This window comes from Parapontixanthobacter aurantiacus (assembly GCF_009827635.1).
GTDB classification, from domain to species: Bacteria; Pseudomonadota; Alphaproteobacteria; order Sphingomonadales; family Sphingomonadaceae; genus Parapontixanthobacter; species Parapontixanthobacter aurantiacus.
In genome coordinates this window covers 292,650-317,143 of the sequence record NZ_WTYW01000001.1, presented here as the reverse complement: position 1 = coordinate 317,143, position 24,494 = coordinate 292,650, and the positions used below count along the sequence as shown (strand labels likewise).

The 24,494-nt window shown below is 64.2% G+C and carries 24 protein-coding genes; 5 read left to right on the top strand and 19 right to left on the bottom strand.

What is annotated here, in order from left to right:
• Positions 1–9 precede the first annotated feature (9 nt).
• From GRI38_RS01480 to GRI38_RS01395, 18 genes are all read right to left on the bottom strand, one after another.
• Positions 10–915: a cell division protein FtsQ/DivIB gene (locus GRI38_RS01480; RefSeq protein WP_160681239.1), complete on the bottom strand. Its 906-nt coding sequence runs from the start codon at positions 913–915 to the stop codon at positions 10–12.
• Positions 902–1,864 carry a D-alanine--D-alanine ligase gene (locus tag GRI38_RS01475; protein WP_337191221.1) on the bottom strand — a complete coding sequence of 321 codons (963 nt, stop codon included), beginning with the start codon at positions 1,862–1,864 and terminating at the stop codon, positions 902–904. Before GRI38_RS01475 ends, GRI38_RS01480 begins: the two co-directional genes overlap by 14 nt.
• 22 nt (positions 1,865–1,886) lie before the next feature.
• Positions 1,887–2,876 carry a UDP-N-acetylmuramate dehydrogenase gene (murB, locus tag GRI38_RS01470; protein WP_337191220.1) on the bottom strand — a complete coding sequence of 330 codons (990 nt, stop codon included), beginning with the start codon at positions 2,874–2,876 and terminating at the stop codon, positions 1,887–1,889.
• On the bottom strand, positions 2,873–4,312 hold the full coding sequence (murC, locus tag GRI38_RS01465; protein WP_160681238.1) for a UDP-N-acetylmuramate--L-alanine ligase: 1,440 nt from the start codon (positions 4,310–4,312) through the stop codon (positions 2,873–2,875). Before murC ends, murB begins: the two co-directional genes overlap by 4 nt.
• On the bottom strand, positions 4,309–5,583 hold the full coding sequence (gene murG, locus GRI38_RS01460; protein ID WP_160681237.1) for an undecaprenyldiphospho-muramoylpentapeptide beta-N-acetylglucosaminyltransferase: 1,275 nt from the start codon (positions 5,581–5,583) through the stop codon (positions 4,309–4,311). The genes murC and murG overlap by 4 nt, the downstream gene beginning before the upstream one ends.
• On the bottom strand, positions 5,580–6,833 hold the full coding sequence (locus tag GRI38_RS01455; protein WP_419880255.1) for an FtsW/RodA/SpoVE family cell cycle protein: 1,254 nt from the start codon (positions 6,831–6,833) through the stop codon (positions 5,580–5,582). Before GRI38_RS01455 ends, murG begins: the two co-directional genes overlap by 4 nt.
• Positions 6,830–8,101, bottom strand: coding sequence for a UDP-N-acetylmuramoyl-L-alanine--D-glutamate ligase (gene murD / locus GRI38_RS01450; RefSeq protein ID WP_160681236.1), 1,272 nt, complete (start codon positions 8,099–8,101; stop codon positions 6,830–6,832). Before murD ends, GRI38_RS01455 begins: the two co-directional genes overlap by 4 nt.
• Positions 8,098–9,168 carry a phospho-N-acetylmuramoyl-pentapeptide-transferase gene (gene mraY, locus GRI38_RS01445; RefSeq protein ID WP_160681235.1) on the bottom strand — a complete coding sequence of 357 codons (1,071 nt, stop codon included), beginning with the start codon at positions 9,166–9,168 and terminating at the stop codon, positions 8,098–8,100. Before mraY ends, murD begins: the two co-directional genes overlap by 4 nt.
• Positions 9,169–10,665 (bottom strand): UDP-N-acetylmuramoyl-tripeptide--D-alanyl-D-alanine ligase, encoded by a 1,497-nt coding sequence (locus GRI38_RS01440; RefSeq protein ID WP_202389815.1) that lies wholly within the window; start codon positions 10,663–10,665, stop codon positions 9,169–9,171.
• Positions 10,635–12,113: a UDP-N-acetylmuramoyl-L-alanyl-D-glutamate--2,6-diaminopimelate ligase gene (locus GRI38_RS01435; protein WP_160681233.1), complete on the bottom strand. Its 1,479-nt coding sequence runs from the start codon at positions 12,111–12,113 to the stop codon at positions 10,635–10,637. The genes GRI38_RS01440 and GRI38_RS01435 overlap by 31 nt, the downstream gene beginning before the upstream one ends.
• On the bottom strand, positions 12,110–13,846 hold the full coding sequence (locus GRI38_RS01430; protein ID WP_237487402.1) for a peptidoglycan D,D-transpeptidase FtsI family protein: 1,737 nt from the start codon (positions 13,844–13,846) through the stop codon (positions 12,110–12,112). The genes GRI38_RS01435 and GRI38_RS01430 overlap by 4 nt, the downstream gene beginning before the upstream one ends.
• Before the next feature lie 5 nt (positions 13,847–13,851).
• Positions 13,852–14,445 (bottom strand): hypothetical protein, encoded by a 594-nt coding sequence (locus GRI38_RS01425; RefSeq protein ID WP_160681232.1) that lies wholly within the window; start codon positions 14,443–14,445, stop codon positions 13,852–13,854.
• A complete protein-coding gene (gene rsmH / locus GRI38_RS01420; protein WP_337191219.1) occupies positions 14,442–15,386 on the bottom strand; it encodes a 16S rRNA (cytosine(1402)-N(4))-methyltransferase RsmH in 945 nt (314 codons plus the stop codon). Before rsmH ends, GRI38_RS01425 begins: the two co-directional genes overlap by 4 nt.
• Positions 15,383–15,814 carry a division/cell wall cluster transcriptional repressor MraZ gene (locus GRI38_RS01415; RefSeq protein ID WP_337191218.1) on the bottom strand — a complete coding sequence of 144 codons (432 nt, stop codon included), beginning with the start codon at positions 15,812–15,814 and terminating at the stop codon, positions 15,383–15,385. Before GRI38_RS01415 ends, rsmH begins: the two co-directional genes overlap by 4 nt.
• 539 nt (positions 15,815–16,353) lie before the next feature.
• Positions 16,354–17,172: a hypothetical protein gene (locus tag GRI38_RS01410; protein ID WP_160681229.1), complete on the bottom strand. Its 819-nt coding sequence runs from the start codon at positions 17,170–17,172 to the stop codon at positions 16,354–16,356.
• Positions 17,173–17,177: 5 nt separating this feature from the next.
• Entirely contained in the window at positions 17,178–17,630 is a 453-nt protein-coding gene (locus GRI38_RS01405) for a hypothetical protein (RefSeq protein ID WP_160681228.1), read from the bottom strand.
• Positions 17,631–17,881: 251 nt separating this feature from the next.
• A complete protein-coding gene (locus GRI38_RS01400) occupies positions 17,882–18,898 on the bottom strand; it encodes a cysteine synthase A (protein ID WP_160681227.1) in 1,017 nt (338 codons plus the stop codon).
• A 61-nt stretch (positions 18,899–18,959) separates the two neighbouring features.
• A complete protein-coding gene (locus tag GRI38_RS01395; RefSeq protein WP_160681226.1) occupies positions 18,960–19,277 on the bottom strand; it encodes a 2Fe-2S iron-sulfur cluster-binding protein in 318 nt (105 codons plus the stop codon).
• A 108-nt stretch (positions 19,278–19,385) separates the two neighbouring features.
• On the opposite strand from GRI38_RS01395, the gene GRI38_RS01390 reads away from it, so the two are divergent.
• The 3 genes from GRI38_RS01390 to GRI38_RS01380 all read left to right on the top strand — a co-directional run bounded on the left by GRI38_RS01390 (position 19,386) and on the right by GRI38_RS01380 (position 22,871).
• A complete protein-coding gene (locus GRI38_RS01390) occupies positions 19,386–20,003 on the top strand; it encodes a DNA-3-methyladenine glycosylase family protein (RefSeq protein ID WP_160682391.1) in 618 nt (205 codons plus the stop codon).
• 73 nt (positions 20,004–20,076) lie between these two features.
• The gene (locus tag GRI38_RS01385) at positions 20,077–22,026 is read left to right on the top strand and encodes a S9 family peptidase (protein ID WP_160681225.1); all 1,950 of its coding nucleotides are present in this window, start codon (positions 20,077–20,079) and stop codon (positions 22,024–22,026) included.
• Between the two features lie 38 nt (positions 22,027–22,064).
• The gene (locus tag GRI38_RS01380) at positions 22,065–22,871 is read left to right on the top strand and encodes an SDR family oxidoreductase (RefSeq protein ID WP_160681224.1); all 807 of its coding nucleotides are present in this window, start codon (positions 22,065–22,067) and stop codon (positions 22,869–22,871) included.
• A gap of 27 nt (positions 22,872–22,898) precedes the next feature.
• On the opposite strand, the gene GRI38_RS01375 is transcribed toward GRI38_RS01380, so the two are convergent.
• The gene (locus GRI38_RS01375; RefSeq protein WP_160682390.1) at positions 22,899–23,201 is read right to left on the bottom strand and encodes a 4a-hydroxytetrahydrobiopterin dehydratase; all 303 of its coding nucleotides are present in this window, start codon (positions 23,199–23,201) and stop codon (positions 22,899–22,901) included.
• A gap of 72 nt (positions 23,202–23,273) precedes the next feature.
• Here GRI38_RS01375 and ccmA point away from each other — a divergent pair, with 72 nt between their 5' ends.
• Both ccmA and GRI38_RS01365 read left to right on the top strand, forming a co-directional pair.
• Entirely contained in the window at positions 23,274–23,840 is a 567-nt protein-coding gene (gene ccmA / locus GRI38_RS01370; protein ID WP_237487304.1) for a heme ABC exporter ATP-binding protein CcmA, read from the top strand.
• Complete coding sequence (locus tag GRI38_RS01365; protein WP_160681223.1) at positions 23,837–24,490, top strand: heme exporter protein CcmB; 654 nt, start codon at positions 23,837–23,839, stop codon at positions 24,488–24,490. The genes ccmA and GRI38_RS01365 overlap by 4 nt, the downstream gene beginning before the upstream one ends.
• Positions 24,491–24,494 lie beyond the last annotated feature (4 nt).

Sequence of the window (24,494 nt, the reverse complement as noted above, 5' to 3'; positions counted from 1 at the left end):
GGCTTTTAGCTATCGCGCGGCCATGGATGCAAGCTCATCCTTGCGGCAATCGGGGCAGCGAAAGAAGACGCGGTCGGAAACACGCATGTCGATCGCTTCCGCCTTCCCGCCGAGCAGGCGATTGGCACCGTCCATCTTGGCGAACTTGACGAAGGCGAGCGCCGACTTGTCCTCGCCTTCCGGCAAGGCGAGCATCTGCCCCGTATCGAAGGTGAAGTTCCAGCGGCGATTGCCGATCCACTCGGCCTGCTTCACCTTGGGCTTCAAGGCAGGCGCCGAATCGAGCAGCCGGTCGAGCCCCTCGACCTGCCGGGCCGCCCCCGGCCCCGTCAGGATAAGCATGTCCGCCGCCTCTGCAGGAGTAATCGGTTCGAGTTCGACGCCCGTCCGGTCGATCAGGACCAGCTTTCCCGGCTTTTGCAGGACCGCGTGGGGTTCGCGCTCGACGATGTCGACGGCCAGCGTGTCGGGCAGCTGCGTGGAAACGCGCGCATCGCTGACCCACGGCATTTCGAGAAGTTCGCTGCGCAGCCCTTCGATATCGACCAGCGGCATCGGGCGGTTGCGCTCCGTCAGCGCGCGCTCGTACACGCGCAACTCGTTCATCCGCTTGACGCCAGTGACGCGCACATGCCGGACTTCGAACCCGGCATCGGCCGCCGTGCGTGCGATTTGCGCATGCGCCAGCGCCGGAAGCCCAGCAAGGCTGGCGATGAACCAAGCGAAAGCGAGTGCGCCTGCAAGGATCAGTGCGAGAAAGAAGCGATGCCATTGCTCCTCGGTAAAGGGCAGCGCCGCCATGACGGCATCGAGGATGCTGCTGGTATGCGCCTTTGCCGCACGCGCACGGGTCGCCCGGCCCTTCGCCGCAGCCGACCGGCGAACGCCTTTGCCCCCTCGTCTAACCTGCGCCATCGTTCGCCTTCATGCGCTCCGGCAGGGCCGCCGCGATGATCGCCTCGACGAGATCGCCGTAATCCATCCCGCAATACCGCGCCTGTTCGGGGACGAGGCTGAGCGGCGTCATCCCCGGCTGCGTATTCGTCTCGAGGACGAACAGTCCATCCTCGCCCTGCGTATCGTCCCACCGAAAGTCGGTGCGGCTCGTACCCTTGCATCCGAGGACGCGGTGCGCCTTCACGGCATATTCGAGGCACAGCTTCTCGATGTTTGCGGGAATCTGCGCCGGGCAGACATGCTCGGTCTTGCCTTCCGTATATTTGTTCTCGAAATCGTAGAAACCCGACTTCACCTTGAGTTCGGTGACGGCCAGCGCGCGCGGACCGTCCGGCCCGTCGATGACCGCGCTCGTCAGTTCGAGACCACGGATGAACGGTTCGGCGAGCAACTCCGTAAAATCCTGCCACGGCCCGGCAACGTCGCGCCCGATCGGATTGCCGTAATTGCTGTCGTCGGTGACGATCGCCACTCCGACAGACGACCCTTCGTTGACCGGCTTCAGGACATAGGGGCGCGGGAGCGGGTCGCCCTCGAACAGTTCCGCCGACTTGACGATCCGGCCGCCGGGCATCGGTACGCCCTTGGGCACGAGCGCCTGCTTCGTCAGTTCCTTGTCGATCGCGATCACGGAAGTCGCGAGACCTGAATGGGTATAGGGCACGCCCATCAGATCGAGCATTCCCTGAACGCTGCCGTCCTCGCCGGGAACGCCGTGAAGCGCGTTGAATACGATATCGGGCTTTGCCTCAGCAATCCGTGCCGCCACGTCGCGATCCATGTCGATCCGCGTCACCTTGTGGCCGCGCTGTTCCAAGGCATCGGCAACACCGTTGCCGCTCATCAAGGATACGGGGCGCTCGTTCGCCCAGCCGCCCATCAGGACGGCGACATGCAATGGCTTCACGAGACCCTCCGGAATGCAACGTTCACGGGCGGCCCACCCGCTGGATTTCCCAGCTCAGTTCGATGCCCGTTTCCTTGTAGACGCGTGCGCGGACTTCCTCGCCGAGCCCTTCGATGTCGCTGCTCGACGCTTCGCCGGTATTGATGAGGAAGTTCGTATGCTTCTCGCTGACTTGCGCATCACCGAGGCGCATGCCGCGGCAACCGGCCCGATCGACCAGCTCCCAGGCCTTGTGCCCTTCCGGGTTCTTGAAAGTCGACCCGCCCGTCTTCGTGCGAAGCGGCTGGGAATTTTCGCGCGCATCGGCGATCCGGTCCATTTCCTCGCCGATCCGCCGGGGATCGCCGCGCCGCCCGCGGAACCGCGCGGAAACTACGATGGCATTATCGGGCAAGGCCGAATGACGATAGCTGTAGCGCAAATCCTCGACCGGGAAGCGCGCAAGGTTTCCATCGGACATCACCACGTCGCAATCGACGAGGATGTCCGCCACTTCGCGGCCATACGCTCCGCCGTTCATCCGCACGAAGCCGCCGACCGTGCCGGGAATGCCTCGCAGAAATTCAAGCCCTGCGATGCCGTGATCGCGCGCCACGCTCGCGACGAGAATGCCTGGCGTTCCCGCTCCGCAGCACAGGGTCAGGGCGTCGATGCCGCGCTCGCCTTCCGGCTCGACATAGGAGAATGGCTTGCCGAGCCGCACCACGACGCCGGGAACGCCGCCATCGCGCACGATGAGGTTCGAGCCGAGGCCCAGCGCCATCACCGGGACGCTGCCATTGAGCATCGTCATCAGCTGCACGAGATCGTCGCAATCGGCCGGTTCGAAGAGGTAGTCGGCATTGCCGCCGGCCTTAAACCAGACGAGTTTGGCAAGCGGCGCGTCCGCCGTCAGCTTGCCGCGCAATTGCCCGGTATCGATGCCGAGCCGCGCGTCCTTTTCGTCGATGTCCGATTCGGGTGCACTGCCGTCATCGTACATCGCCCAGTCATTGGGTTGATGGTCGCTCACTTCACGTCCCTTTCGCGCATGATCGCGTCGGCCAGCCCCGCCGCGGTTCGCGTGATATCTCCCGCGCCGAGGCAGACGATCATGTCGCCGCCGCGCAAGTCGCCGGCCAGTACTCCGGCAAGTTCCGCCGGTCCGTCGCAGGTATCGACGTTGCGATGGCCACGATCGCGCAACCCTGCGACAAGAGCCGCAGCATCGACGCCCTCGATCGGGTCCTCGCCCGCCTCGTAGACCGGCAGGACGTGCACTATGTCCGCGTCGTTGAACGCAGTCTGAAACTCGTCCATCAGGTCGCGGAGGCGCGAATAGCGGTGCGGCTGCATCACCGCGATGACCCGCCCGTTACCGGCCTTGCTACCGGCCGCTTCCCGCGCCGCGGACAGCACGGCGCGAATCTCGACGGGATGGTGTGCGTAATCGTCGATGACGGTGACGACGCCATCGTCGCACGGCACCTCCCCCACTCGCGTGAAGCGGCGCTTCACGCCGTCGAATTGTTTGAAGCCATCGCGAATGATGTCGATGTCGCAGTTCATTTCCAGCGCCACCGCAACCGCCGCCAGAGCGTTCTGGACATTGTGTCGCCCTGGCATCGGCAGGTGAATATCGTTGATCTGACGCGTGCTGCCGTCCCTTTCGCGCAGGACGACATCGAACAGATTGCCGCCCTCCTGGGGCCGAATGTTCTCGCCGCGCAGATCGGCCTGGGCGGAAAACCCGTAGGTCAGCACCCGGCGGTCACGCACCTTGGAAATGACCGTCTGCACTTCGGGATGATCGATGCACAACACCGCGACGCCATAGAACGGCACGTTCTCGATGAATTCGACGAAGGCGTCCTTCACGCCGTCGAAATCGCCATAATGGTCGAGATGCTCGGGATCGATATTGGTGACGACCGCAATCTGCCCGTCGAGCCGCAGGAAACTGCCGTCGCTCTCATCCGCCTCGACGACCATCCATTCGCTGTCGCCGAGCCGCGCGTTGGAGCCGTACTGGTTGATAACCCCGCCATTGATGACGGTCGGGTCGACGCCGCCCGCATCGAGGAGTGCCGCGATCATGCTCGTCGTGGTCGTCTTGCCGTGGGTCCCGGCCACCGCAACGGTCCGCTTCAGCCGCATCAGTTCGGCAAGCATCTCCGCCCGCCGCACGACCGGTATCCGGTTTTCGAGCGCCGCTGCGACTTCCGGATTGGTCCGCCGCACCGCAGTCGAGGTGACGACCACCGCCGCATCGCCGAGATTCTCCGCAGCATGGCCGATGCTGACCGCGATGCCGCGCTCGCGCAGGCGCTCGACCGTCGCGCTTTCCGACAGGTCGCTGCCCTGCACCTGATAGCCGAGATTGTGCATCACTTCGGCGATGCCCGACATTCCGATGCCGCCAATGCCGACGAAGTGGATTGTGCCGATATCGGTCGATACGCCTCTCACCGCGCAGTCTCCCGCGCCTGCGAATGTGCCGTCGCGGCCCCCTGAACCCGCGCGCGTGCCTGATTGCCGCCAACCTTGATGACGTCCATCATGTCCGCCCCGCCGAAGCTCTCGACGAGATCGGCAAGGTCGCTCACCGCATGGGGCCGACCGCAATTCCACGCCGCGTGCGCTGCCTGCGCCATCCCTTTCGGATTGTCGGCAAGCACGCGGATTTGCTTGCACAAATCCTTCGCCATGCGCTGCTTGATGTCGGATTGCCGCCCGCGCATTCGGTTGGCCTTTTCCTCCTCGAAGTCGTCGGGGTTGGCGACCGTAGCCATCGGCTGGCGGATCATGCGCGCGCCGCCCGCTTCGACCATTTCCATCGTGTTCGCCGCCTGATGGTCGTCGGTCGCGATCGGCAGCGGAATAAGTATGGCTGGCCGCCCGACCGCCGTGAGTTCGGCAATGGTCGAAGCGCCTGCCCGACCGATGAACAGATGCGTATCGGCGAGCCGGCTTTCCATATCCTCGAAATAGGTGCCGAGTTCCGCGGGAATGCCATGTGCGCTGTAGCGCGCGCGGACCGCCTCGATGTCTTCCGCCCGGCATTGTTGCGTCACTTGCAGCCGGCCGCGCAGCGCCGGCGGCAGCATCGCAAGACCATCGGGCACGATCTCGGACAGGATGCGGGCACCCTGACTGCCGCCCGTTACCAGCACGCGGAAAATGCCGTCCTCGCTGAAATGCGGATAGGGCTCGTCACGCAGCGCCATGACCGAGGCGCGCACCGGATTGCCGACGAGGTGAACCTTGTCGGCATACTTGCCCTTCAGCCGCTTGACTTCGGGATAGGCGGTCGCGATGGCGTCGACCGACCTTGCGAGCGTCCGGTTGACGCGGCCCAGGACCGCGTTCTGTTCGTGGACGAGGCTGGGGATGCGGGCCGACTTCGCCGCGATAAGCGCGGGAAAGGCAGGATAGCCGCCGAAGCCGATGACGGCACTCGGCTCGAAATTGCCGAACAGGCGCAAGGTCATGCTGCGCCCCTCCATTACCCTCTTCAAAGCCGACGGCCAGCGTAGCGGGTTCTTGCCGAACCGGCCCGCGGGAATGACGTGCGCGGTAAGGAAGTCCGGCTTGCCGGGGATCGCCGCGCCCCGCTCGTCCGTGACGAGGGCAACGTGATGCCCGCGACGGTCGAGTTCGCTCGCGAGGGCAAAGGCCGGGATCATGTGGCCGCCGGTGCCGCCCGCCGCCAGCACGTAATGGCGGTTCGATTTCGTCATGATGCGCTTCCCCGGATGCTGGCCCGCCCTCGCGCGGGTTCATCGCCGAGGCCCATCAATTGTGCAAGCCCTGCGGTCCGTCGCTTGAGGAACGGGTTGCGGCGCGTAATCGCGAGCAGCAGCCCGACCATCAGGCCCATCGCGATCGTGGAAGAACCGCCATAGCTGACCAGCGGCAGGGTCATGCCCTTGGACGGGAAGAGGCGCAGATTGACGAGCATGTTGATGAAGGCCTGCCCCACGATCAGCGCGGTCAGGCCGCTGCCCGCGAGCATCGTGAAGAGGTCGTCCTCGTCGATCATCCGCATCAGGACGCGCGCGGCGAGCGCGAGGTAAAGGCACAGGATCAGCGCGCAGGCGAGCAGCCCGAATTCCTCGCCGATCACGGAAAAGATGTAGTCGGTATGCGCTTCGGGCAGGCGCATCTTCTTCAGACCCAGCCAGAAGCCGGTCCCGGTCCAGCCGCCCGCAAGCAGCGTCCGCTCCGCGAGGTCGACCTGATCGAAGGCGGTTCCTCCGCCAAGGAAGCTGTCGATCCGGTGCCGGGCATTGTCATAGATGAAATAGGTCGCGGTAATCAGCGCCGCGCCCGCCCCCAATAGCGAGCCGATCCGGGCGAAGGACAGCCCCGACAGCATCACGAGTACCGCCCAAACGCCCGCGAACAGCACCGCTTCCCCGAAATTGGGCTGCAATGCGAGCAGGAACACGACGACACCCGTTAGTGCGAGCGAGACCGCCCTCACCGGCAGGTTCGGATCGCGCATCCGCCAGGAGAACACCCAGGCAAGCGCGATCGCAAAGGCGGGTTTCAGGAACTCGGACGGCTGGAACCGCAGGCCGAGGTCGATCCAGCGCCGCGCCCCGTTGATGTCGGTCCCGATGAAGGGAACGAGGAACATGAAGAACAGCATCCCGCCGCCCAGGACGAGCGCAAAACGGCGCGCGGTCTCGCGCGACATCAGCGACGCGCCGAACAGCACGCCGAGGGCAAGCGCCTGCCAGGCAAGGTGCTTCCAGAAGAAATAGAGGTCGGGCAGCCGCTCCGCGCTGGTCGACAGGCGACGTGCGCTGGCCGGCGAAGCGGCAGCGACCGCGATCGTACTGATGATCATGAGCAGCACGATGAGGCCCAGCAGGACGCGGTCCACTTCACGCCACCAGATACGCAGGTTGCGTATATGCGAGGAGGCGGCGCCGCGGGGCGGCTCGCTTCGGCTGCGATTGAGGGCGGGCTGGTCAATACTCACCGGAGCGCCTCCACCAACTCGCGGAAATGTTCGCCGCGAGCCTCGAAATCGCGATACTGGTCGAAGCTGGCACAGGCGGGGGACAGCAGAACTGTGTCGCCGCTTGTCGCCGCGTCGTGGGCGGCAGAAACGGCGCGGTCGAGCGTTTCGCATTGCAGCGTCGGAACGCGCGGTTCGAGCAGCGCAGCGAAGTCAGGCCCGGCCTTGCCGATGGTGTAGGCGGCCTTCACATGGCCTAGCTCGGCCTCGCATTCGCCCAGCCCCGGCTCCTTGGCCAGCCCGCCGAGGATCCAGTGGATATTCTCGAACGCCGCGAGCGCTGGCGCGGATGCGGCGGTGTTGGTGCCTTTGCTGTCATTAACATAGGCGACGCCGGAAATTTCCGCGACGCGCTCCATACGGTGCGGGAGGCCGGGGTAACTAGCAACACCCTGGTCGCGTTCATCCGACGTCAAATCTAGTTCGACGCAGACAAGACGGGCTGCCATCGTATTTTGCGCGTTGTGCGGACCGGCCAGCACAGGGTTTTCCCGGGTAATTCCCTCCTCGATCTCGACGGGGTTCGTTGAATACCCCTCAGCAACGATTGCGCGATAAAGAACAGGGTCACCAACAAAATTTAGATGATTGCCGGATTGAAGATCGAATAATCTCAGTTTCGAAGCTCGATAAGCCTGAAAGTCCCCATCATACCGGTCGAGATGATCCGGCGTGATGTTCAGCAACACTGCAACCTCGCAATCGAGCGAATAGGTCAGATCGATCTGGTAGCTCGACAGTTCCAGCACATAGACCCCACCCTCCGGTAGCGGCTCCTGCTCAAGGATCGGCAGGCCAATATTGCCGCCCATCGTGCTCGGCACGCCTGCGGTCTTGAGAATGTGGTGGACCAATGCGGTGGTGGTCGACTTGCCGTTGGTCCCGGTAATGCCGACGACCTTGTGCGGCGGCAAATTGGCGCGTGCCTGCGCGAAAAGTTCGATATCGCCGATCACCGGAACGCCGAAGCTGTCGGCGTGCGGCTTGATCGGATGCGTGTTGAGCGGGACGCCGGGGCTCACCACGACGCCTGCGAAGCCCGTCAGGTCCGCCTCGACCGGGTCGGCCAGTTCGACCTGCCCGGCAAACTCCGCCCGCTTTTCCTCGTCCGCGTCCCAGGCCGTGACTTCCGCCCCGCTGGCCAGCAGCGAGCGCACGACCGCCCTGCCCGACCGCGCGAGGCCGAGAACGGCATAGCGTTTGCCGGCAAAGGCAGGCGAGGTGATCATCTCAGCTTGAGCGTCGCAAGTCCGATGAGCGCCAGCGTGATCGAGACTATCCAGAACCGCACGACGACCGTGCTTTCGCTCCAGCCCATCTGCTCGAAATGGTGGTGAATCGGCGCCATGCGAAAGATGCGCTTGCCCGTCCGCTTGAACCAGAACACCTGGATGATGACGCTCAGCGCCTCGAACACGAACAGGCCGCCGACGATGGCAAGCACGACTTCGTGATGGCTGGCGACCGCGATCGCGCCCAACGCTCCGCCAAGGGCAAGGCTGCCCGTATCGCCCATGAAGACGGCGGCGGGGGGCGCGTTGAACCACAGGAAGGCGAGCCCGGCCCCCATGATCGCCGCGCAGAAGATCGCAAGCTCGCCCGCCCCCGGCACGTGCGGAATGCCGAGATAGGCGGAATAGTCCACGCGCCCGACGAGATAGGCGATGATCGCGAAGGTGCCCGACGCGATGATGACCGGCATGATGGCAAGCCCGTCCAGCCCGTCAGTAAGATTGACCGCATTGCCCGCACCGACGATCACGACCGCCGCGAAGACGTAGTAGAACGGGCCCAAAGGGATCGCCTGGTCGGACACGAACGGCACGTAGAGATAGGTGTTGATCTGGCTCACGATGATCCAAGAGGCGACGCCCGCCACGAGAAATTCCAGCGCGAGCCGCGTCTTGCCCGACACGCCCTTGTGGCTGTTCTTCGAAATCTTGTCGTAATCGTCGAGAAAGCCGATGATCCCGAAGCCCGCCGTCACCGCAAGGCACGCCCAGACGAACGGGTTGGACAGGTCCATCCACAGGACCAATCCCAGAAACAGCGAAACGAGGATCATGAGGCCGCCCATCGTCGGCGTGCCGCGCTTCGCCAGATGCGTCTGCGGTCCGTCCTCGCGGATCGGCTGCCCCTTGCCCTGCCGCACCCGCAGCATCGCGATGAAGCGCGGGCCGATCAGCAGACCGATGAAGAGCGTCGTCAGGATGGTCGCTCCGGCGCGGGCCGTCTGGTAGCGGACGAGGTTGAAAATTCCCTCGAATTCCATCCATTGGGCTAACCAGTAAAGCATTCAGTCGTCCCGGCGGGTGAGTTCCGAAATTACTTTGCCGAGGCCGACGGAATTCGACCCCTTCACCAGGATCGCATCACCCCCCACGATCCCGTAATCGGCGAGCAGACCCGCAGCTTCGCCCGCATCCCTGCAATGCGCGAAGGTCGGCACCTTGCCAAGCGCCCCCTGCCCCGCTTTCCCCAAGATACGGTGGAATTCGCCGACAAGAGCGTGCATCTCCTCGCCCACAAGGACCGCGTAATCGACCTTCGCGTCGCAGATCGGCTCCGCCAGTCCGGCATGGAAGCGGTCGGAGAAGTCGCCCAGTTCCTTCATGCTGCCAAGCACCGCGATGCGCCGCGCCGCCGGGGTCTGCCCCAGCTGCGCCAGCGTCGCCCGCATGGATGCGGGATTGGCGTTGTAGCTTTCATCGATGACCAGCGCCTTGCCACCAAGAACGGCGATCCGGTGGCGCGCCCCGCGTCCGGCAAGCCCGCCCATTTCGGCAAGTGCCAGTCCCGCAGAGGCAAGGTCGCCGCCGACGGCGAGCACCGCCGCCATCACTGCGAGTGCGTTCATCACCCAGTGCTCGCCCGGTTCCGCGACCGAAAAGACCAGCCGCCCGCTGCCGCATTGCGCCGTCATCAACGAACCGCCGCTCGCTTGCGGGATTGCATCGAGCAGCCGCATGTCGGCATGTTCGGAGCGTCCGAAGCTGAGGATGTGACAATGCTGCGCCTTCGCGGCATCGCGCAACTGCGCAAAATGCGGGCTGTCGGCGGGAATGACCGCAACGCCGCCCGGCTTCACGCCTTCGAAGATTTCCGCCTTTGCGGCAGCGATCGCCTCCATCGAACCGAGGTTCTCGATATGAGCGGGCGCGATGGTTGTGATGACCGCGACGTCGGGTTTGACGAAGCGGGTGAGTTCCGAAATTTCGCCCGCATGGTTCATGCCCATCTCGAACACCGCGAACTTGCTGCGCGCCGGCATCCGCGCGAGCGAAAGCGGCACGCCGACATGATTGTTGTAGCTCTTGATGGAGCGATGCGCCGCCCCACGGCTCGACCGTTCGAGCGCGGCGAAGATCGCTTCCTTGACGCCCGTCTTGCCGACCGACCCCGTGACGCCGACGAACTTCGCACGCGTACGCTCGCGCGCAGCGGCGGCAAGTGCTTCCAGCGCCTCGGACGTATCCTCGACCAGAATGTGCGGCCACAGCACTTCGCGGTCCACCAGCGCGGCGGCAGCCCCGGCGGCGAATGCCTGTTCGAGAAAGCGGTGGCCGTCCATCGTCTCGCCCTTCAGCGCCACGAAGAGATCACCATTGCGGATATAGCGGCTGTCGGTCTCGACGCCCGCGACCTCGAAATCGGCACTCGCCCTGCCCCCCGTCGCAGCCGCGATGTCGGAGGCGCTCCACAGCGCCAGCGGCACGCTGTCGAGCGGCGTCGTCGGCCATTGCCTTAAAGCGGATACTGCGTTCAATTCCTGTCTCCCGAAAGAGCTGCGCATTCGCGCGCTACTTCCACATCGTCGAATGGCAATTGGCGGGCATTCTCGCCCGAGCCGATGATCTGGCCCTGCTCGTGACCCTTGCCCGCGACGAGCACGATATCGCCGGGCCCTGCCATGCCGATCGCCGTCGCGATTGCCTCGCGCCGGTCGCCGATCTCGCGCGCGCCGACTGCGCCTTTCAGAACTTCGGCCCGGATCGCTGCCGGGTCTTCGCCGCGCGGATTGTCGTCCGTCACGATGACCACGTCGCTCGCGCGCATCGCCGCTGCTCCCATCGGTTCGCGCTTGCCGCGGTCGCGGTCGCCGCCTGCGCCGAACACCGTGATGAGCCGCCCGCCCTTGTCGGCGTCCACATGGGGGCGCAAGGCCTCGATCGCCGCTTCCAGCGCGTCGGGCGTATGGGCGTAATCGACATAGACCGGCGCGCCCGTCGGCGTGATGACCGCACGCTCCAGCCGCCCGCGAACGGGTTGCAGTCGCGCCAAAGCGTCGAACACGCGCGATGCTTCGGCACCCGTCGCCAGGGCGAGCGCAGCGGCGGTCAGGGCGTTGGCGACCTGATAATCGCCGATCAGCGGCAGCCGCAGGCGCCGTTCCTCGCCTTCGTAGGATATGACGAGTTCCTGTCCCAGCTGAGTCGGTTCCCGCTTGCTGAGAGCGAGGTCGCAATCTCGCGTGCCGACCGTGAACAGGGTCAGGCCGCGGTCCTGCGCAGCATCGCGCGCGCGGCGGTTCCACTCGCTGCCGTCGTCCAACACGACCGCCGTTCCGTCCGGCGAGACGACCTCGGTGAACAAGCGCATCTTGGCCGCGAAATAGTTCTCCATATCGGCGTGATAGTCGAGATGGTCGCGGCTGAAATTGGTGAAGGCGGCGGCGCTCACCGGCAGGCCCTCGTTGCGATATTGCGACAGGCCGTGGCTCGATGCCTCGTAGGCGACGTGGGTAACGCCCTCGCGCGCCAGGCCGCTGACGTTGGACAGGAAGGTGACGATGTCGGGCGTCGTCAGCCCGGTGGAAACACTGCCGTCCGGCGTGGTGACGCCGAGGGTCCCGATGCTCGCTGCGCGCTCGCCGCACATCCGCCAGATCTGGCGCGTCATCTCGACCGTCGAGGTCTTGCCGTTCGTTCCCGTGACCGCGACGATGGTTTCGGGAACGGGAGTGAAATAGCGCGCGGCCAGCTTCGCGAAGGCACGGCGCGGCGTCGCATCCGCGATATGAATGCCTTCATCGACCTTCGCACCCGGCCGCGCCACGATGGCTACCGCGCCGGAGGACAGCGCCTGTCCGATGAAATCCTCGCCATTGACGCGCGCACCTTCGAACGCGCCGAACACCGTGCCGGGAGCGACCTTGCGGTGATCGATGGCAAAGCCCGTCACTTCGGCATCTTTGGCAGGTTCGGCCAGGCCGGCCGCTTCACAGAGGCGCGTCAGCTTCACTTGTCGGCCCCCGGAATGAGCGGCTTCAGGTCCGAGATGTCGACATCGCGCCGCTCGTCCGGCCTCACGCCAAGCATCGGGCCGATCCGCGGGACAAGGCGGCCCACGATGGGCGCGGCGTTCCACGCGGCGGTCCGCTGATAGGAACTCGCGACCGTGCCGCGCGGCTCGTCGAGCATCGTCACGACGACGTAGCGCGGACGATCCATCGGGAAGGCGGCGGCGAAGGTCGAGATGAGCGAAGTCCTGCGATAGCCGCCCTGCCCCGGTTTCTCGGCAGAGCCTGTCTTGCCGCCCACGCGGTAGCCCGGCGCATCGGCATTGCGGCCCGTTCCGTAGATCGAGATCATGCGCAGCAGTTGGCGCATCCGGCTCGACGTCGATTCCTTGAACACGCGGCGTCCGCGCGGCGCTTCGCCCGGAGCCAGCTTGTGCAGCGTTGCGGGGCGCCAGGTGCCACCATTGACCATCGCGGCATAGGCGCTCGCCAGATGCAGCGGCGTGACGGCGATGCCGTGGCCGTAGCTGACGGTCATGTTGCGGATGCGCGGCCAGTCCTCGCCCGGCCAGATCGGATGGCCCCGCGCTGGCAGCTCGATATAGGGCCGCTCGTGCATCCCGAGGTCCATCATCGTGCGGCGCAGGCGCTCCGCCCCCAGTTCGTCGGCGATCCGCGCGGTCACGGTGTTGGACGAGTGGATGAGGGTCTGCGCCACGTTCAGCGTCTCGCCATAGGAATGCGAATCGCGCAACCGCGACTTGCCGATATGCACGGTCTTCGCATCCCAGCGGCGGCCGAAATCCTTGACCACGCCGGCATCGATGGCAGCCGCCACGGTCAGCGGCTTGAACGTCGAGCCGAGCTCGTAGACCTGGTTGGTGACGCGGTTGAACATGTTGCTCGCGCCCTCCTGGTCGATCTTGTTGGGATTGAATTCGGGCAAGGAGGCAAGCGCCAGCACTTCGCCCGTATCGACGTCGAGCACGATGCCGGCAGCGCCCATCGCGTCGTTGAGCTTCATGCCCCGCTCGAGTTCGTCTTCCAGCGCGCCCTGCACCCGCATGTCGATCGACAGCGCCACCGGCGTCCCGCGCAGCGCCGGGTCGCGCAGCCGCTCGTCGAGTACCTGCTCCATGCCAACGCGCCCGTGCCCGTCCGCCGCGACATGGCCGAGGACGTGGGCCGCCATCGAGCCTTGCGGATAGTGGCGATCCGGCTCCTGCGGCATTTCGAGCGCCAGTTCGCCCAGTTCCTGCACCCGGTTCGCTTCCTCTGGCAGCACCCGGCGGCGCAGATAGCCCGCCTTGCCCGAAGCCAGCCGCGCCTCGATCTTCGCCTGGTCCATGTCGGGGAAGATGGCCTTCAGGCCAGCTGCTACGTAGGCGGGCGAATTGACGAGCGGCGCCCCGCCATCGCCCATCGCGTCCGGATTGAACCACAGGGAATAGGCCGGGAACATCCGCGCGAGCGGCACGCCGTTGCGGTCGGTAATCTCTCCGCGCGCGGGCAACAGCGCCTCTTCCAGCGTGGTCGCGGCATAGGCGCGGTCGCTGCTGCCGAGATAGACGATCCGCATCAGCCCAAGAAAGGCGATGAACACGAACAGCGCGACGAGCAGCAGGATCCGCATCCGCGCGGTATCGAGCGCTTCTTCGCGCAGGCTCATCAATTGCGAGCGTTCGCTGATCGGAGGGTGCGCCGTACGGACCGCGAGCGGGTCCATCAGGCTCATCGCATTCATCGGCCCTGCTCGGCGAGCGAGGCGCTGAGCGAGGGACTGACGGCGACTCCCATCGGCGCGATCTGGCTAAGCTGCGCAGCAAGGTCGCCGCCTTCGCTGTCGGCAGAGGCGCTATGCACGAACGCCCGGTCCTCGTTCATCGCGAGCAGCGTCGTCGCTGCACGAACGGTGCGACCGGTCTCGCCCAGCGCCGTGTCGGACAGGCTGTCGGCGAGAGCCTCCATCGCGCCCACATCGTCGCGGGCGACGGCGGCACGCGCAACGCGGATCGGCGACGGCGCATCGCGGCCCAGCGGTTCGCCCAGGCTCGCCAGTTCGCGGCGATCGTCGATATACTGGTCGGCGCGCGGCGCGGCATAGCCAAATTCCAGCGCGTTCCAACTGGCGAGCTGACGCTGGCTGGCGCGTGTCTGGAACTCGGTTTCGAGAAGCATCGTGCGCTGTTCGGCGGCGATGATGCGCGTTTCGAGTTCGCGCACTTCGCTTTTCACCGCGTTCACCCGGAAAGTCAGCATGACCAGCCCGGTCAGCGCGAGGGCGATCGCGATGATCCAGCGCAGCTTCGCATTGGCGGAAAGGACACTCATCATGCTGCCATTCTCCGGGCGGGTTCGGCGGTACGCACGCCGCGGCGCAAAATGGCCGAGCGCGAACGGGGATTGCGGGCGATCTCGTCCTTCGTGGCGCGCACCGCTTTCCCGATGTCGGTGAAGATCGCTGGCTCGCCGGAGGTCTGCGGCAGATGGCGCGAGCCCTGCCGTTCTCCCGCGGCTTCGCGCAGGAAGCGTTTCACGATGCGGTCCTCGAGGCTGTGGAAGCTGACGACGGCCAGCCGACCGCCCGGACGCAGCAGCGTTTCCGCCGCGAACAGGCCGTCGCGCAATTCGTCGAGTTCGCCGTTCACATGGATACGAACCGCCTGGAAGCTGCGCGTCGCCGGGTCTTTCGGCGCACCTTCGCGGTAGCCGAGCGCGCCGCGTACCACGCGGGCGAGATCGCCCGTCGTCTCCAGCGGGCGGGCGGCCACGATGGCTCTTGCGATCCGCCGCGACTGCCGCTCTTCGCCATACTGATAGAGCACGTCGGCAATCGTGTCGGCGTCCGCTTCGTTGAGGAAGTCGGCGGCGCTCGTGCCCGACTGGCTCATTCTCATGTCGAGCGGTCCGTCGCTCGAAAAGGCGAAGCCGCGCTCTGCCTGATCGAGTTGCATGGAAGATACGCCGATATCCATGACGACGCCGTCAACGGCGGCGACGCCGACATCGGCGAGCGTGGCGACCATCTGCGAGAAACGGTGCGCGTGAAGGACAAGGCGCGGCGGATTTTCCTCCGTCTCGCGCCAGGTGCGACCCGAAGCTATCGCATCGGGATCCCTGTCGAAGGCATGGACCGTCGCGCCGCGATCGAGCAGCGCGCGCGTATAACCGCCGGCGCCGAAAGTCGCATCGACCAGCACGTCGCCCGGCTGCGGATCGAGCGCGGCGACGACTTCGTCGAGGAGTACGGGGATGTGGGGCTGTGCGGCGCTCACTTCTTGCGCCCCTTGGCTTCGGCTTCGGCGACGAGGTTGCTGCACGCTGCCTTGGCGCTTTCCCATTCCGGGCCCATCGCCTGAAGCTGTTGCGGTGCCCAGATCGTGAAGAACCGGCCTGCGCCCTGGAAATAAAGACCGTCCTCGATCTGCGCGAGGCTCTTCAGGTGGTCGGGCATGACGAACCGCCCGCTGTCGTCGAACGGGACTTCGAGAAAGCCGAACAGCTGGAATGCGCGCATGTCGCGGTCGAAGTCGGCGCCTTTCTGCGCGGCGAGTTCTTCCTCGCGGTCGAGCTGGGCGTCGAGTTCGTTCTTGCGCGACAGGCCGAAGCCGGTGAGGCAATTCCAGCGGTCATGCTTGACGAGGCAGAGCGTGCGCCCCTCGGACGATTCCTTCACCGCCTTGCGGAACAGGGGCGGAAGCACAAAGCGACCCTTATCGCCCGCCGGCGAATAAGCTTGTCCGCTGTAACCTCCGAAAAACACGTTACGTCCCGTCCTTGCCGCTCGGCTCGCACTCCCTTTCCGAACAAGGCTTCGCCGTTGACGCCCGATGGATTGTCGAGCGCGAGACCCCCCCTGCCGGTCCGCAGACCGATCAAGCCAAGTTCGATAGATCACTGTGATAACGCGGGCCGTGCGGGGATGGAAGGGAAAAAGACGGGAAAACACGGGAATTTGTGTTATCTATTTGATTTTCTTACATTCTTGTGCGTGACATAAATTAAGTTTGGCCAGTTCGAACGAACCGGAAACATCGCTTATCCACACCCTGATCGAGGCCTGATTTCCGTCGATTTTCAGGCTTATCCACAGGCTGTCCGCGGCATTATCCGGACGGGCCATTCCCGTCAATTCCCCGGCTCGAAACGCGAAGTGTGGCTATTTTCCCGCAATATCCCCGAATGGCTCGACTCGCTTCGCAAAGCGGAAACGGCCAGCGGTTTCGGGGGAATTTCGGCGGTTCAGTTCCTGTCGAACGCGAGGGCGAGCAGAGCTTGCAAAGCTGGGCGATCCTCGACCGGCTCCTCGTCTGGTTCCAGGAACGACGCATCGGCGACGATCACCGCGCGGCCCTTGCCGATGGTGCAGGCTGCGACCAGACCCTGCGCGAGGATCTGGCATCGGCTTGCCGGACCGCTCGCATCCCGGACCGCCAGTTCGCCATATTCGAAGGCGACAATCTCTGTATCGTCGAGGTCGAACGTCGAGGGGTTGCCGTCAGGCGACGGTTCGTAAGTCATCGCCAGGCCCCAGCGTGCGAACACCGGCGGAACCAGCCCTACATCGGTCGGTCGGCGCGGGTCGCCGATGCCGAACTCGGAATGTTCGGTCAGCATCGGGTCGATGACGAACAGCAGCGAGCCACCGCCGCGCACCCACTCGTCGAGCGCGACATTGTCGGCCGGTGAGAGCGCACGTGGTTGCGCCACGAACAGGCGCTTCAATCCGGCAAGCCCGGCGGAGGGTTCGATGGTGCCCCCCTCGCCCTGTGCCGCCAGCGTATCGAGCGGAACGAGCACGTATGCGCGTTCGAGGTCTTGCCGGACCCAATGGACCTCGCCTTGCGCTGAAAGAATGTCCGCGACCCCGGACGCTCCCGTCCAATAGATCGGCAGGCTGGTGACGAGGCCCAGCCGCGGTTCGCTTGTCTGCGCCGCCGGATCTTGCCTCGCAGGATCGGCTAGCGCGGTTTCGCCGCCCGCCTGACCCGCGCCGTTGCTGCATCCGCTTGAAAGCATCATGGCAAGGGCAAGGACGCCCGCCCGCGCAAATATCCGCATGTTGCTCAGTTGCCCGATGCCGATGGCGCGGAACCGCCGCGCGGCGCGCCCTGCCCCGCCCCGCCCGATTGCTCGGGAACGATGGCCGGCTCCTGCGCAACTTCGGTCGCGGGACGATCGGGAAGGTCGGGAACGACCCCGGCCTCGACCAGCGGATCGGCGCTTTGCTCGCTGCGCGGCGTCTCGGCCTCGATCGGAGCGGCCGCTTCTGGAACCGCCCGCTCGTCGGCCATCATCGCGCGCTGGTTGACGATATTGGCAAGGCCCACCAGCAGCAGCATGACGAGGATGCCGGTGCCGCCGATCTGCAACCGCTGGACCGACTGCTGGCCCGACAGGGTATGACGCTGAAAGCCGAGCCGGTTGGCATTCGCCCCGCTGCGGCGATTGCCGCTTTTTCTGGCTTCGCTTTTCGAGGACGCCGTCAGGCGGCGCAGAATGTCGGTGGTATAGGCCATTATCGTGCTCGCTGCGGAGTCTAGTCCCGCCCTGCCGAAGGTCAATCGCTATCGAAGCGAGCGCAGAGGGGCTGTTGGAAAGTCACGTCGGCGAAGTTTCGCGAGGCGATTTTTGGGGTACTCTCATAGTCAGGTTTCGGCCCCGCGATACTGCCGCCAATCATGCCTGCCTCACCGCCGCTTGATAGGGTCTCGACATCCTTGAGAGCACTTTAGGCATCAATGAAGCGCGGAACGACTTCCGCCGCGTTTCAGTCGTTTTCGCGCAGCCAGTCGAATACGGGCAGGCCCTTTTCCTCGAGCCATTGCGGGTTGTAGAGCGTTGAAAGATAACGAAATCCCGTGTCGCACAGGATCGTGACGACGCGCGGATTGTCGCGTCCTTCGGCGACCAGTTGCTTGCCAAGCGCGATGGCTCCAGCAACGTTGATGCCCGAAGAAAGGCCGAGGCAAAGACCCTCCTCGCGCAGCAGTTTCGCGACCCATTCGAGGCCTTCCTCATCGGAAATGCGGAACTGCGTGTCGATCGGCGCCCCCTCGAGATTGGCGGTAATCCGCCCTTGCCCGATGCCTTCCGCAACGGACGAGCCTTCAGATTGCAGCTCGCCATGCGCGTAATAGTTATAGAGCGCTGCTCCGTGCGGGTCGGTCAGCGCTATCGTAATGTTTTCATTGTGGTTTTTGAGGCCCAGCCCGACACCTGCGATCGTCCCGCCGGTCCCGGCGGCACAGGTGAAACCGTCGATCCGTCCATCCATCTGCTGCCAGATTTCCTCGGCCGTGGTGTCGATATGCGCCTTGCGGTTGGAGGTATTGTCGAACTGGTTCGCCCAGATCGCACCCTCGGTTTCCTCCGCCAGCCGCCGCGAGGTATGCACGAAATGCCCCGGATTTGCGAAGGGTGCGGCAGGGACGAGGACGAGCTTCGCCCCCAGCGCCCGCAGTGTGTCCATCTTCTCGCGGCTCTGCGTTTCGGGCATCACGATAATCGTGTCGTAGCCCAGCGCATTGCCGACCAGCGCGAGGCCAATTCCGGTGTTTCCGGCGGTGCCTTCGACGATCGTTCCGCCCGGCTGCAAGGCGCCCGTTTCCTCGGCATCGCGGACGATCCTGAGCGCCGCACGATCCTTCACCGAGGCGCCGGGATTGGTAAATTCGCACTTGCCGTAGATGTCGCAGCCCGCCGCCTTGCTCGGCCCTTCCAGACGGACGAGCGGCGTGTTGCCGATCAGCTTCAGGGTTTCTTCGGCGCGGTCCGGTGCATTCATGTCAATGACTTAGGCAACACGGGGGACGGGGACAATGCAGATAGGCTTTCAAGCCGGGAATTCAGTCTTCGGGTGCGATGGTGACCCGCAACCCGTCGAGCGCGTCGGTGAAGGGTATCTGGCATCCGAGACGGGAATTCTCGGTGCGGTGATCGCTGCTTTCGAGCAGGTCGTCCTCATCCTCGCTCATCGCGGGCAGCTTGTCCTTGAAGGAGGGATCGACATGAACGTGGCACGTCGCGCAGGAACAGCAACCGCCACACAGCGCGAGCAATTCGTCAAAGCCGTTGTCACGAATGGCTTCCATTACCGTCAGGCCGTCTTCCACCTCGACTGCGGTTTCCTGGCCTTCTCGGTTGGTAACATTCAGGGTAGGCATATCTTGTCGGTCCGTATTTTTGGCGCAATTGCGCTTGAGATGACGAGCACGCAGGTGCGCTAGGCAAGACAAGTGAGTTTGGCAAGTCGCACGAAGGACAGGGGTTTCATGGGTCTCACCACCGCGCAAATCGAGGAAGGGCTCGATGCCCTTGCCGCCCGCGAGCCGGGCATTGCCCTTGCATTGGAGCGTTGCGGCTACCCCGAACCACGCCACCGCGAGACAGGCTATCGCACCCTTCTGCGCACCATTGTCGGCCAGCAGGTCAGCGTCGCTGCCGCGGCCTCCGTCTGGAGCAAACTGGAAGGGACATTCGGCGTTGAGATGCCGCCCCGGCTCATGCTCGAAGCGAGCGACGAGGAGTTGCGGTCCTGCGGGTTGTCACGGCAGAAACAGGGCTATGTCCGGTCGCTCTGCGAACTCGTCAGAACAGGCGCAATCGACCTCGACACCTTGCCCACGGACGACGAAGAGGCGATTGCCGAACTCGTCAAGATCAAGGGTATCGGTCGCTGGTCAGCGGAAATCTACCTTTTGTTCGCGGAAGGCAGGCAGGACGTCTGGCCAGCCGGAGACCTCGCGGTTCAGGTCGGGCTCGGCAAAATCCTCGGCCACGAAACGCGACCCGACGAAAGGATGCTTCGCGAATTGAGCGAGCAATGGCGCCCGCATCGCGGCGCGCTCGCCATCTTCACCTGGCACGTCTACGCCAACCCGGCCCTGTGACCCCCAACGCTTGCCAAGCCGAGAACGCAGTCTATCTGGGCAGAACCCACCCCGCCCTAAATGACGGAAATTCATGACAGACAACGCTGAACTGCCCCTCATCCCCCGCGAACATCTGTTCGGCAATCCCGAACGGGCAGGAGGCCAGATCAGTCCGGACGGCAAGTGGTTGAGCTGGCTCGCCCCGCTAGATGGCGTCCTCAACATCTGGATCGCGCCGAGCCACCAGCCGGACGACGCACGAGCGATGACGCATTCCGGCGACCGCCCGATCAGCAGCTATACCTGGTCGCCGAAATCGGACAGCCTCCTATACATTCAGGACAAGGACGGGGACGAGAATTACCTGCTTTATCAGGTCAATCTCCAAACCGGCAAAGAGCGAACCCTGACGCTGTTCGAGGATACGCGCGTGCAGATCGTAGGAACATCGAGAAGACTGCGCGACAGGATCTTGATCGGCCTTAACAACCGGGATGCGCGCTTTCACGATATCTGGATGCTCAATCTCGACGATGGCGAATTGTCAAAAGTGTTCGAGAACGACAGCTATGCGGGGTTCCTCGCCGACGACGATCTGAACCTGCGCATGGCGATCCGACCGAACGAGGCAGGCGGGCAGGACTTCTTCCGCATGAACGATGGGAGGGTCGAGGAAGAGCCCTTCGTTGCGACCGATCTCGACGATGCGCTGACGACCGGCCCGGCGGGATTCACCCGCGACGGAAAGACGCTTTACTGGCTCGACAGCCGCGATCGCGATACCGCCGCCTTGACTGCAATGGACTGGGAGACCGGAGCGACGACGCAGGTCGCGGAACATGAAAAGGCGGATATTGGCGGCACGATACGCGATCGCGACACGGGCGAAGTTCAGGCGTATTCGGTCGAGTATCTGACGACCGAATGGACCGCTCTAGACGAGGAGATCGGTCGGTCGTTGCATTGGCTCGGCGCACGTCTCGAAGGTGACTTCGGAATTTCGAGCAGGACCGACGACAATCGTATCTGGATCGTCTGGAACGACCCGCTGACCGAACCGACACGGACATATGTTTACGACCGCGACGAAGAAACGCTCGTGGACTTCTACACGGGACGCCCGCAGCTCGAAGGTGCGCCATTACAGCCCATGCAAGCGGTGGAGATACGCGCGCGAGACGGTCTCGTCTTGCCGAGCTATCTGACCCTGCCGCAGATCGCGAATGCTGCGGACACTAAGCGCCCGACCTCTCCCTTGCCGATGGTCCTCCTGGTGCATGGCGGACCATGGGCGCGCGACAGCTACGGTTACAATGCCTATCATCAGTGGCTCGCAAATCGCGGATATGCCGTGCTATCGGTGAATTTCCGCGGCTCCACCGGCTTCGGCAAACGCTTCATCGAAGCGGGCAATCTCGAATGGGGCGCCCGAATGCAGGACGACCTCATCGATGCGGTCGACTGGGCGGTCGACGAAGGCATAGCGCATCCGGACAAGGTCGCCATCATGGGCGGCTCCTATGGCGGATATGCCGCTCTTGCGGGACTGACCTTCACGCCCGAGACATTCGCGTGCGGCATCGACATCGTCGGGCCGAGCAACCTCGAAACGCTGCTCGAAACGATCCCGCCCTACTGGGAGCCGGTCATCCGCCAGTTCCACGATCGCATGGGCAATCCGAACACGGAAGAGGGGCTGGCGCTGCTCAAGGAACGGTCGCCGCTGCACAGCGCTGAGAAGATCAAACGCCCCCTTCTGATCGGTCAGGGTGCGAATGATCCGCGCGTCAACAAGGCCGAGAGCGATCAGATCGTTGCCGCCATGCAGGCTAAGGACATCGCGGTCACCTACATTCTTTTCCCCGACGAGGGACATGGCTTCGCCAAGCCGGAAAACAGCATTGCTTTCAATGCTATCACCGAGAATTTCCTCGCGAACTGCCTCGGTGGCCGGGCCGAACCAGTCAATGCAACCATCGAGGCATCGAGCGCCCAGGTCGTCACCGGCGAGGAGTTCGTTCGGGGTTTGACGCAAGGCTGAAAAGCTAGGATAGCGCGCCCGTCAGGAGGGGTAGTCAAATGAGCAAGCGCAAGGCGATTTTCATTTCCGGCGGCGGTTCGGGCATTGGTCGCGCGATCGCGCGGCATTTCGGCAACCGCGGATGGTTCGTGGGCCTGGGCGACATCGACCGGCTCGGCATGGAAGGGACGCAGGACGGGCTGCCGCGCGGCTATTCCTATGTTCACGATCTCGACGTGCGCGACAGGGAAGCATGGGGCGCGGCGCTTGCCACCTTTTCCCGCGCGGCGGGCGGGCGGATCGATGTCGTCGTCAACAATGCCGGCATACCGGTCGGCGGCTCGCTGAGCGATGTCAGCACCGAAGAGATCGAACGGTGCCTCGACATCAATCTGAAAGGCGTGCTGTTCGGTGCGCAGGCGGCCTTCCCCCACCTCAAGGAAGCCGCGCCGGGGAGTTGCCTGCTCAACATCGCGAGCGCTGCAGGCATCTACGGTTCGGCCGGGATGAGCGTCTATTGTGCGACCAAGTTTGGAGTGCGCGGGATCACCGAAAGTCTCGATGCCGAATGGGCGGAACACGGGATCAAGGTCTGCGATCTCATGCCCAGCTTTATCGAGACGCCATTGCTCGACAAGCTGCCCAATGCCCAAACCAATGAAGCCGTGCGCGACCGAGTGGTCGGGGCGGGCCTTGAAATAACGCCGGTCGAGGATGTTGCGGAGGCCGCGTGGAATGCGGTTCACGGCGACAAGCTGCATACGACGGTCGGCAAGACTGCCAAGCAGCTGCGCTTCGCCGCAAGATGGATGCCGGGCCGCCTGCGCAAGATGTCGCGCGGCAACACGCAACCGTTGGCGCGCTAGAGGCGTTTCGCGGCAGCGAACCCGGCGCTACTGAACGAGCGCGTCGATCGCCTTCGCCATCTTCGTATCGCGCAAGGACAGCCCGCCCCCTTCGCCGGCATCATGCGTGGTAAGGGTGATTTCGACGCGATTATAGACGTTGAACCATTCGGGATGGTGGTCCTGTTTCTCGGCGATCATCGCGACCTTCGTCATGAAGGCGAACGCTTCGCGGAAATTCTCGAACTCGATCTTGCGCTGGATCGCCTTTTCATCGTCGCGCAAGGACCACGTCTTGAGCGCGGAGAGCCAGCTTTCGCGTTCGGTACGGGTCAGTTCCTCGACAGCCATCATCATCCTTTCCAGCCAACTTGTAGCGCGGTGGCCTTTCCCCTATTCGACCCCGCCATGCAAGAGTGCTCGATGAAGGGGGAAAATTTGTCGTGCCTGCGCGGCGAGCGGCTCCTTTTTCGTCGCTTGGACCTGACTTTGAAAAGCGGCGCGGCGCTGCATGTCGCCGGACCGAACGGCATCGGTAAATCGAGTCTTCTGCGTATCCTTGCGGGCCTCCTGACACCCTATACGGGCTCGGTCGACCGCGCAGGAGGCATTGCTCTGCTCGACGAGCGACTGGCGCTCGACGAAGCACTTCGCCTGTCCGAGGCGCTCGGCTTCTGGGCGCGGATCGACGACAGCGCTGCGAGCGATGCAATGGAGATGCTCGGGCTGGCTCCGCTCGGCGACGTACCCGTTCGCTATCTTTCCACGGGACAGCGCAAACGGGCAGCTTTCGCTCGCCTGCTGATGCAGGATGCGCCAATCTGGCTGCTGGACGAACCGCTTAACGGTCTGGATGCGGACGCCGCTCGGATCGTCGAAAAGCTTGCTTCGCAGCATGGCGAGAAAGGAGGGATTTGCATCGTCGCCTCCCACCAGGCCATGCAGCTGCGCAACGCGAGGACGCTTGCGCTGGAAGAATATGCGCCATGATCCTGCAACTCCTGAAGCGAGACTTACGCAATCTCGGACCTGGTGGGCGCGGTGGCGGAAGCACCTTGCCCATCCTGTTTTTTCTTGCGGTGGCGATCCTCGTGCCTTTCGCAATCGGCCCCGACCGCGCCATGCTCGCGAGGACGGGCGGCGGTGTCATATGGATTGCGGCACTGCTCGCTTCGCTGCTTCCTCTCGAACGTCTTGTCGATAGAGACGTAGAGAAAGGTTTTTTCGACCAGTTCAGTGTGCGCGGCATTTCGGAAGAAGTGGTGATGGCCGTGCGCCTGCTCGCTCACTGGCTTAGCTTCGCGCCGCTCCTCTTAGTCGCTTGCCTGCCCGCTGCGGCGCTGCTCGATCTCGATCGCAGTCAGTTGCTCATCGTCCTGCTCGGCCTCGTCGCAGGAACGCCAGGGCTGGCCGCGGTGGGTCTCATGATCGCAGCACTGACCAGCGGGTTGCGCGGAAATGCCGCCCTTACCGGAGTGCTCGCACTGCCATTGTCTCTTCCGGTAATGATTTTCGGAGCCGGTTCGCTGGCGCGCAACGATTTTTCGGGCATCGCCATTGCCGGCGCAGTCAGCCTAGTATTGTGCGCGCTCGCGCCCTTCCTTTCGGCCGCCGCTCTCAGAACGGCGCGCAACGGTTAGAAGG

What these genes read in the sequence shown, in the direction of transcription:
- GRI38_RS01480 (WP_160681239.1), bottom strand. Translation starts at nt 915, where the DNA reads ATGGCGCAGGTTAGACGAGGGGGCAAAGGCGTTCGCCGGTCGGCTGCG.
- murG (WP_160681237.1), bottom strand. Translation starts at nt 5,583, where the DNA reads ATGACGAAATCGAACCGCCATTACGTGCTGGCGGCGGGCGGCACCGGC.
- murD (WP_160681236.1), bottom strand. Translation starts at nt 8,101, where the DNA reads ATGATCACCTCGCCTGCCTTTGCCGGCAAACGCTATGCCGTTCTCGGC.
- mraY (WP_160681235.1), bottom strand. Translation starts at nt 9,168, where the DNA reads ATGCTTTACTGGTTAGCCCAATGGATGGAATTCGAGGGAATTTTCAAC.
- GRI38_RS01440 (WP_202389815.1), bottom strand. Translation starts at nt 10,665, where the DNA reads ATGCGCAGCTCTTTCGGGAGACAGGAATTGAACGCAGTATCCGCTTTA.
- GRI38_RS01430 (WP_237487402.1), bottom strand. Translation starts at nt 13,846, where the DNA reads ATGAGCCTGATGGACCCGCTCGCGGTCCGTACGGCGCACCCTCCGATC.
- GRI38_RS01425 (WP_160681232.1), bottom strand. Translation starts at nt 14,445, where the DNA reads ATGATGAGTGTCCTTTCCGCCAATGCGAAGCTGCGCTGGATCATCGCG.
- GRI38_RS01410 (WP_160681229.1), bottom strand. Translation starts at nt 17,172, where the DNA reads ATGCGGATATTTGCGCGGGCGGGCGTCCTTGCCCTTGCCATGATGCTT.
- GRI38_RS01405 (WP_160681228.1), bottom strand. Translation starts at nt 17,630, where the DNA reads ATGGCCTATACCACCGACATTCTGCGCCGCCTGACGGCGTCCTCGAAA.
- GRI38_RS01400 (WP_160681227.1), bottom strand. Translation starts at nt 18,898, where the DNA reads ATGAATGCACCGGACCGCGCCGAAGAAACCCTGAAGCTGATCGGCAAC.
- GRI38_RS01395 (WP_160681226.1), bottom strand. Translation starts at nt 19,277, where the DNA reads ATGCCTACCCTGAATGTTACCAACCGAGAAGGCCAGGAAACCGCAGTC.
- GRI38_RS01390 (WP_160682391.1), top strand. Translation starts at nt 19,386, where the DNA reads ATGGGTCTCACCACCGCGCAAATCGAGGAAGGGCTCGATGCCCTTGCC.
- GRI38_RS01385 (WP_160681225.1), top strand. Translation starts at nt 20,077, where the DNA reads ATGACAGACAACGCTGAACTGCCCCTCATCCCCCGCGAACATCTGTTC.
- GRI38_RS01380 (WP_160681224.1), top strand. Translation starts at nt 22,065, where the DNA reads ATGAGCAAGCGCAAGGCGATTTTCATTTCCGGCGGCGGTTCGGGCATT.
- GRI38_RS01375 (WP_160682390.1), bottom strand. Translation starts at nt 23,201, where the DNA reads ATGGCTGTCGAGGAACTGACCCGTACCGAACGCGAAAGCTGGCTCTCC.
- ccmA (WP_237487304.1), top strand. Translation starts at nt 23,274, where the DNA reads ATGAAGGGGGAAAATTTGTCGTGCCTGCGCGGCGAGCGGCTCCTTTTT.
- GRI38_RS01365 (WP_160681223.1), top strand. Translation starts at nt 23,837, where the DNA reads ATGATCCTGCAACTCCTGAAGCGAGACTTACGCAATCTCGGACCTGGT.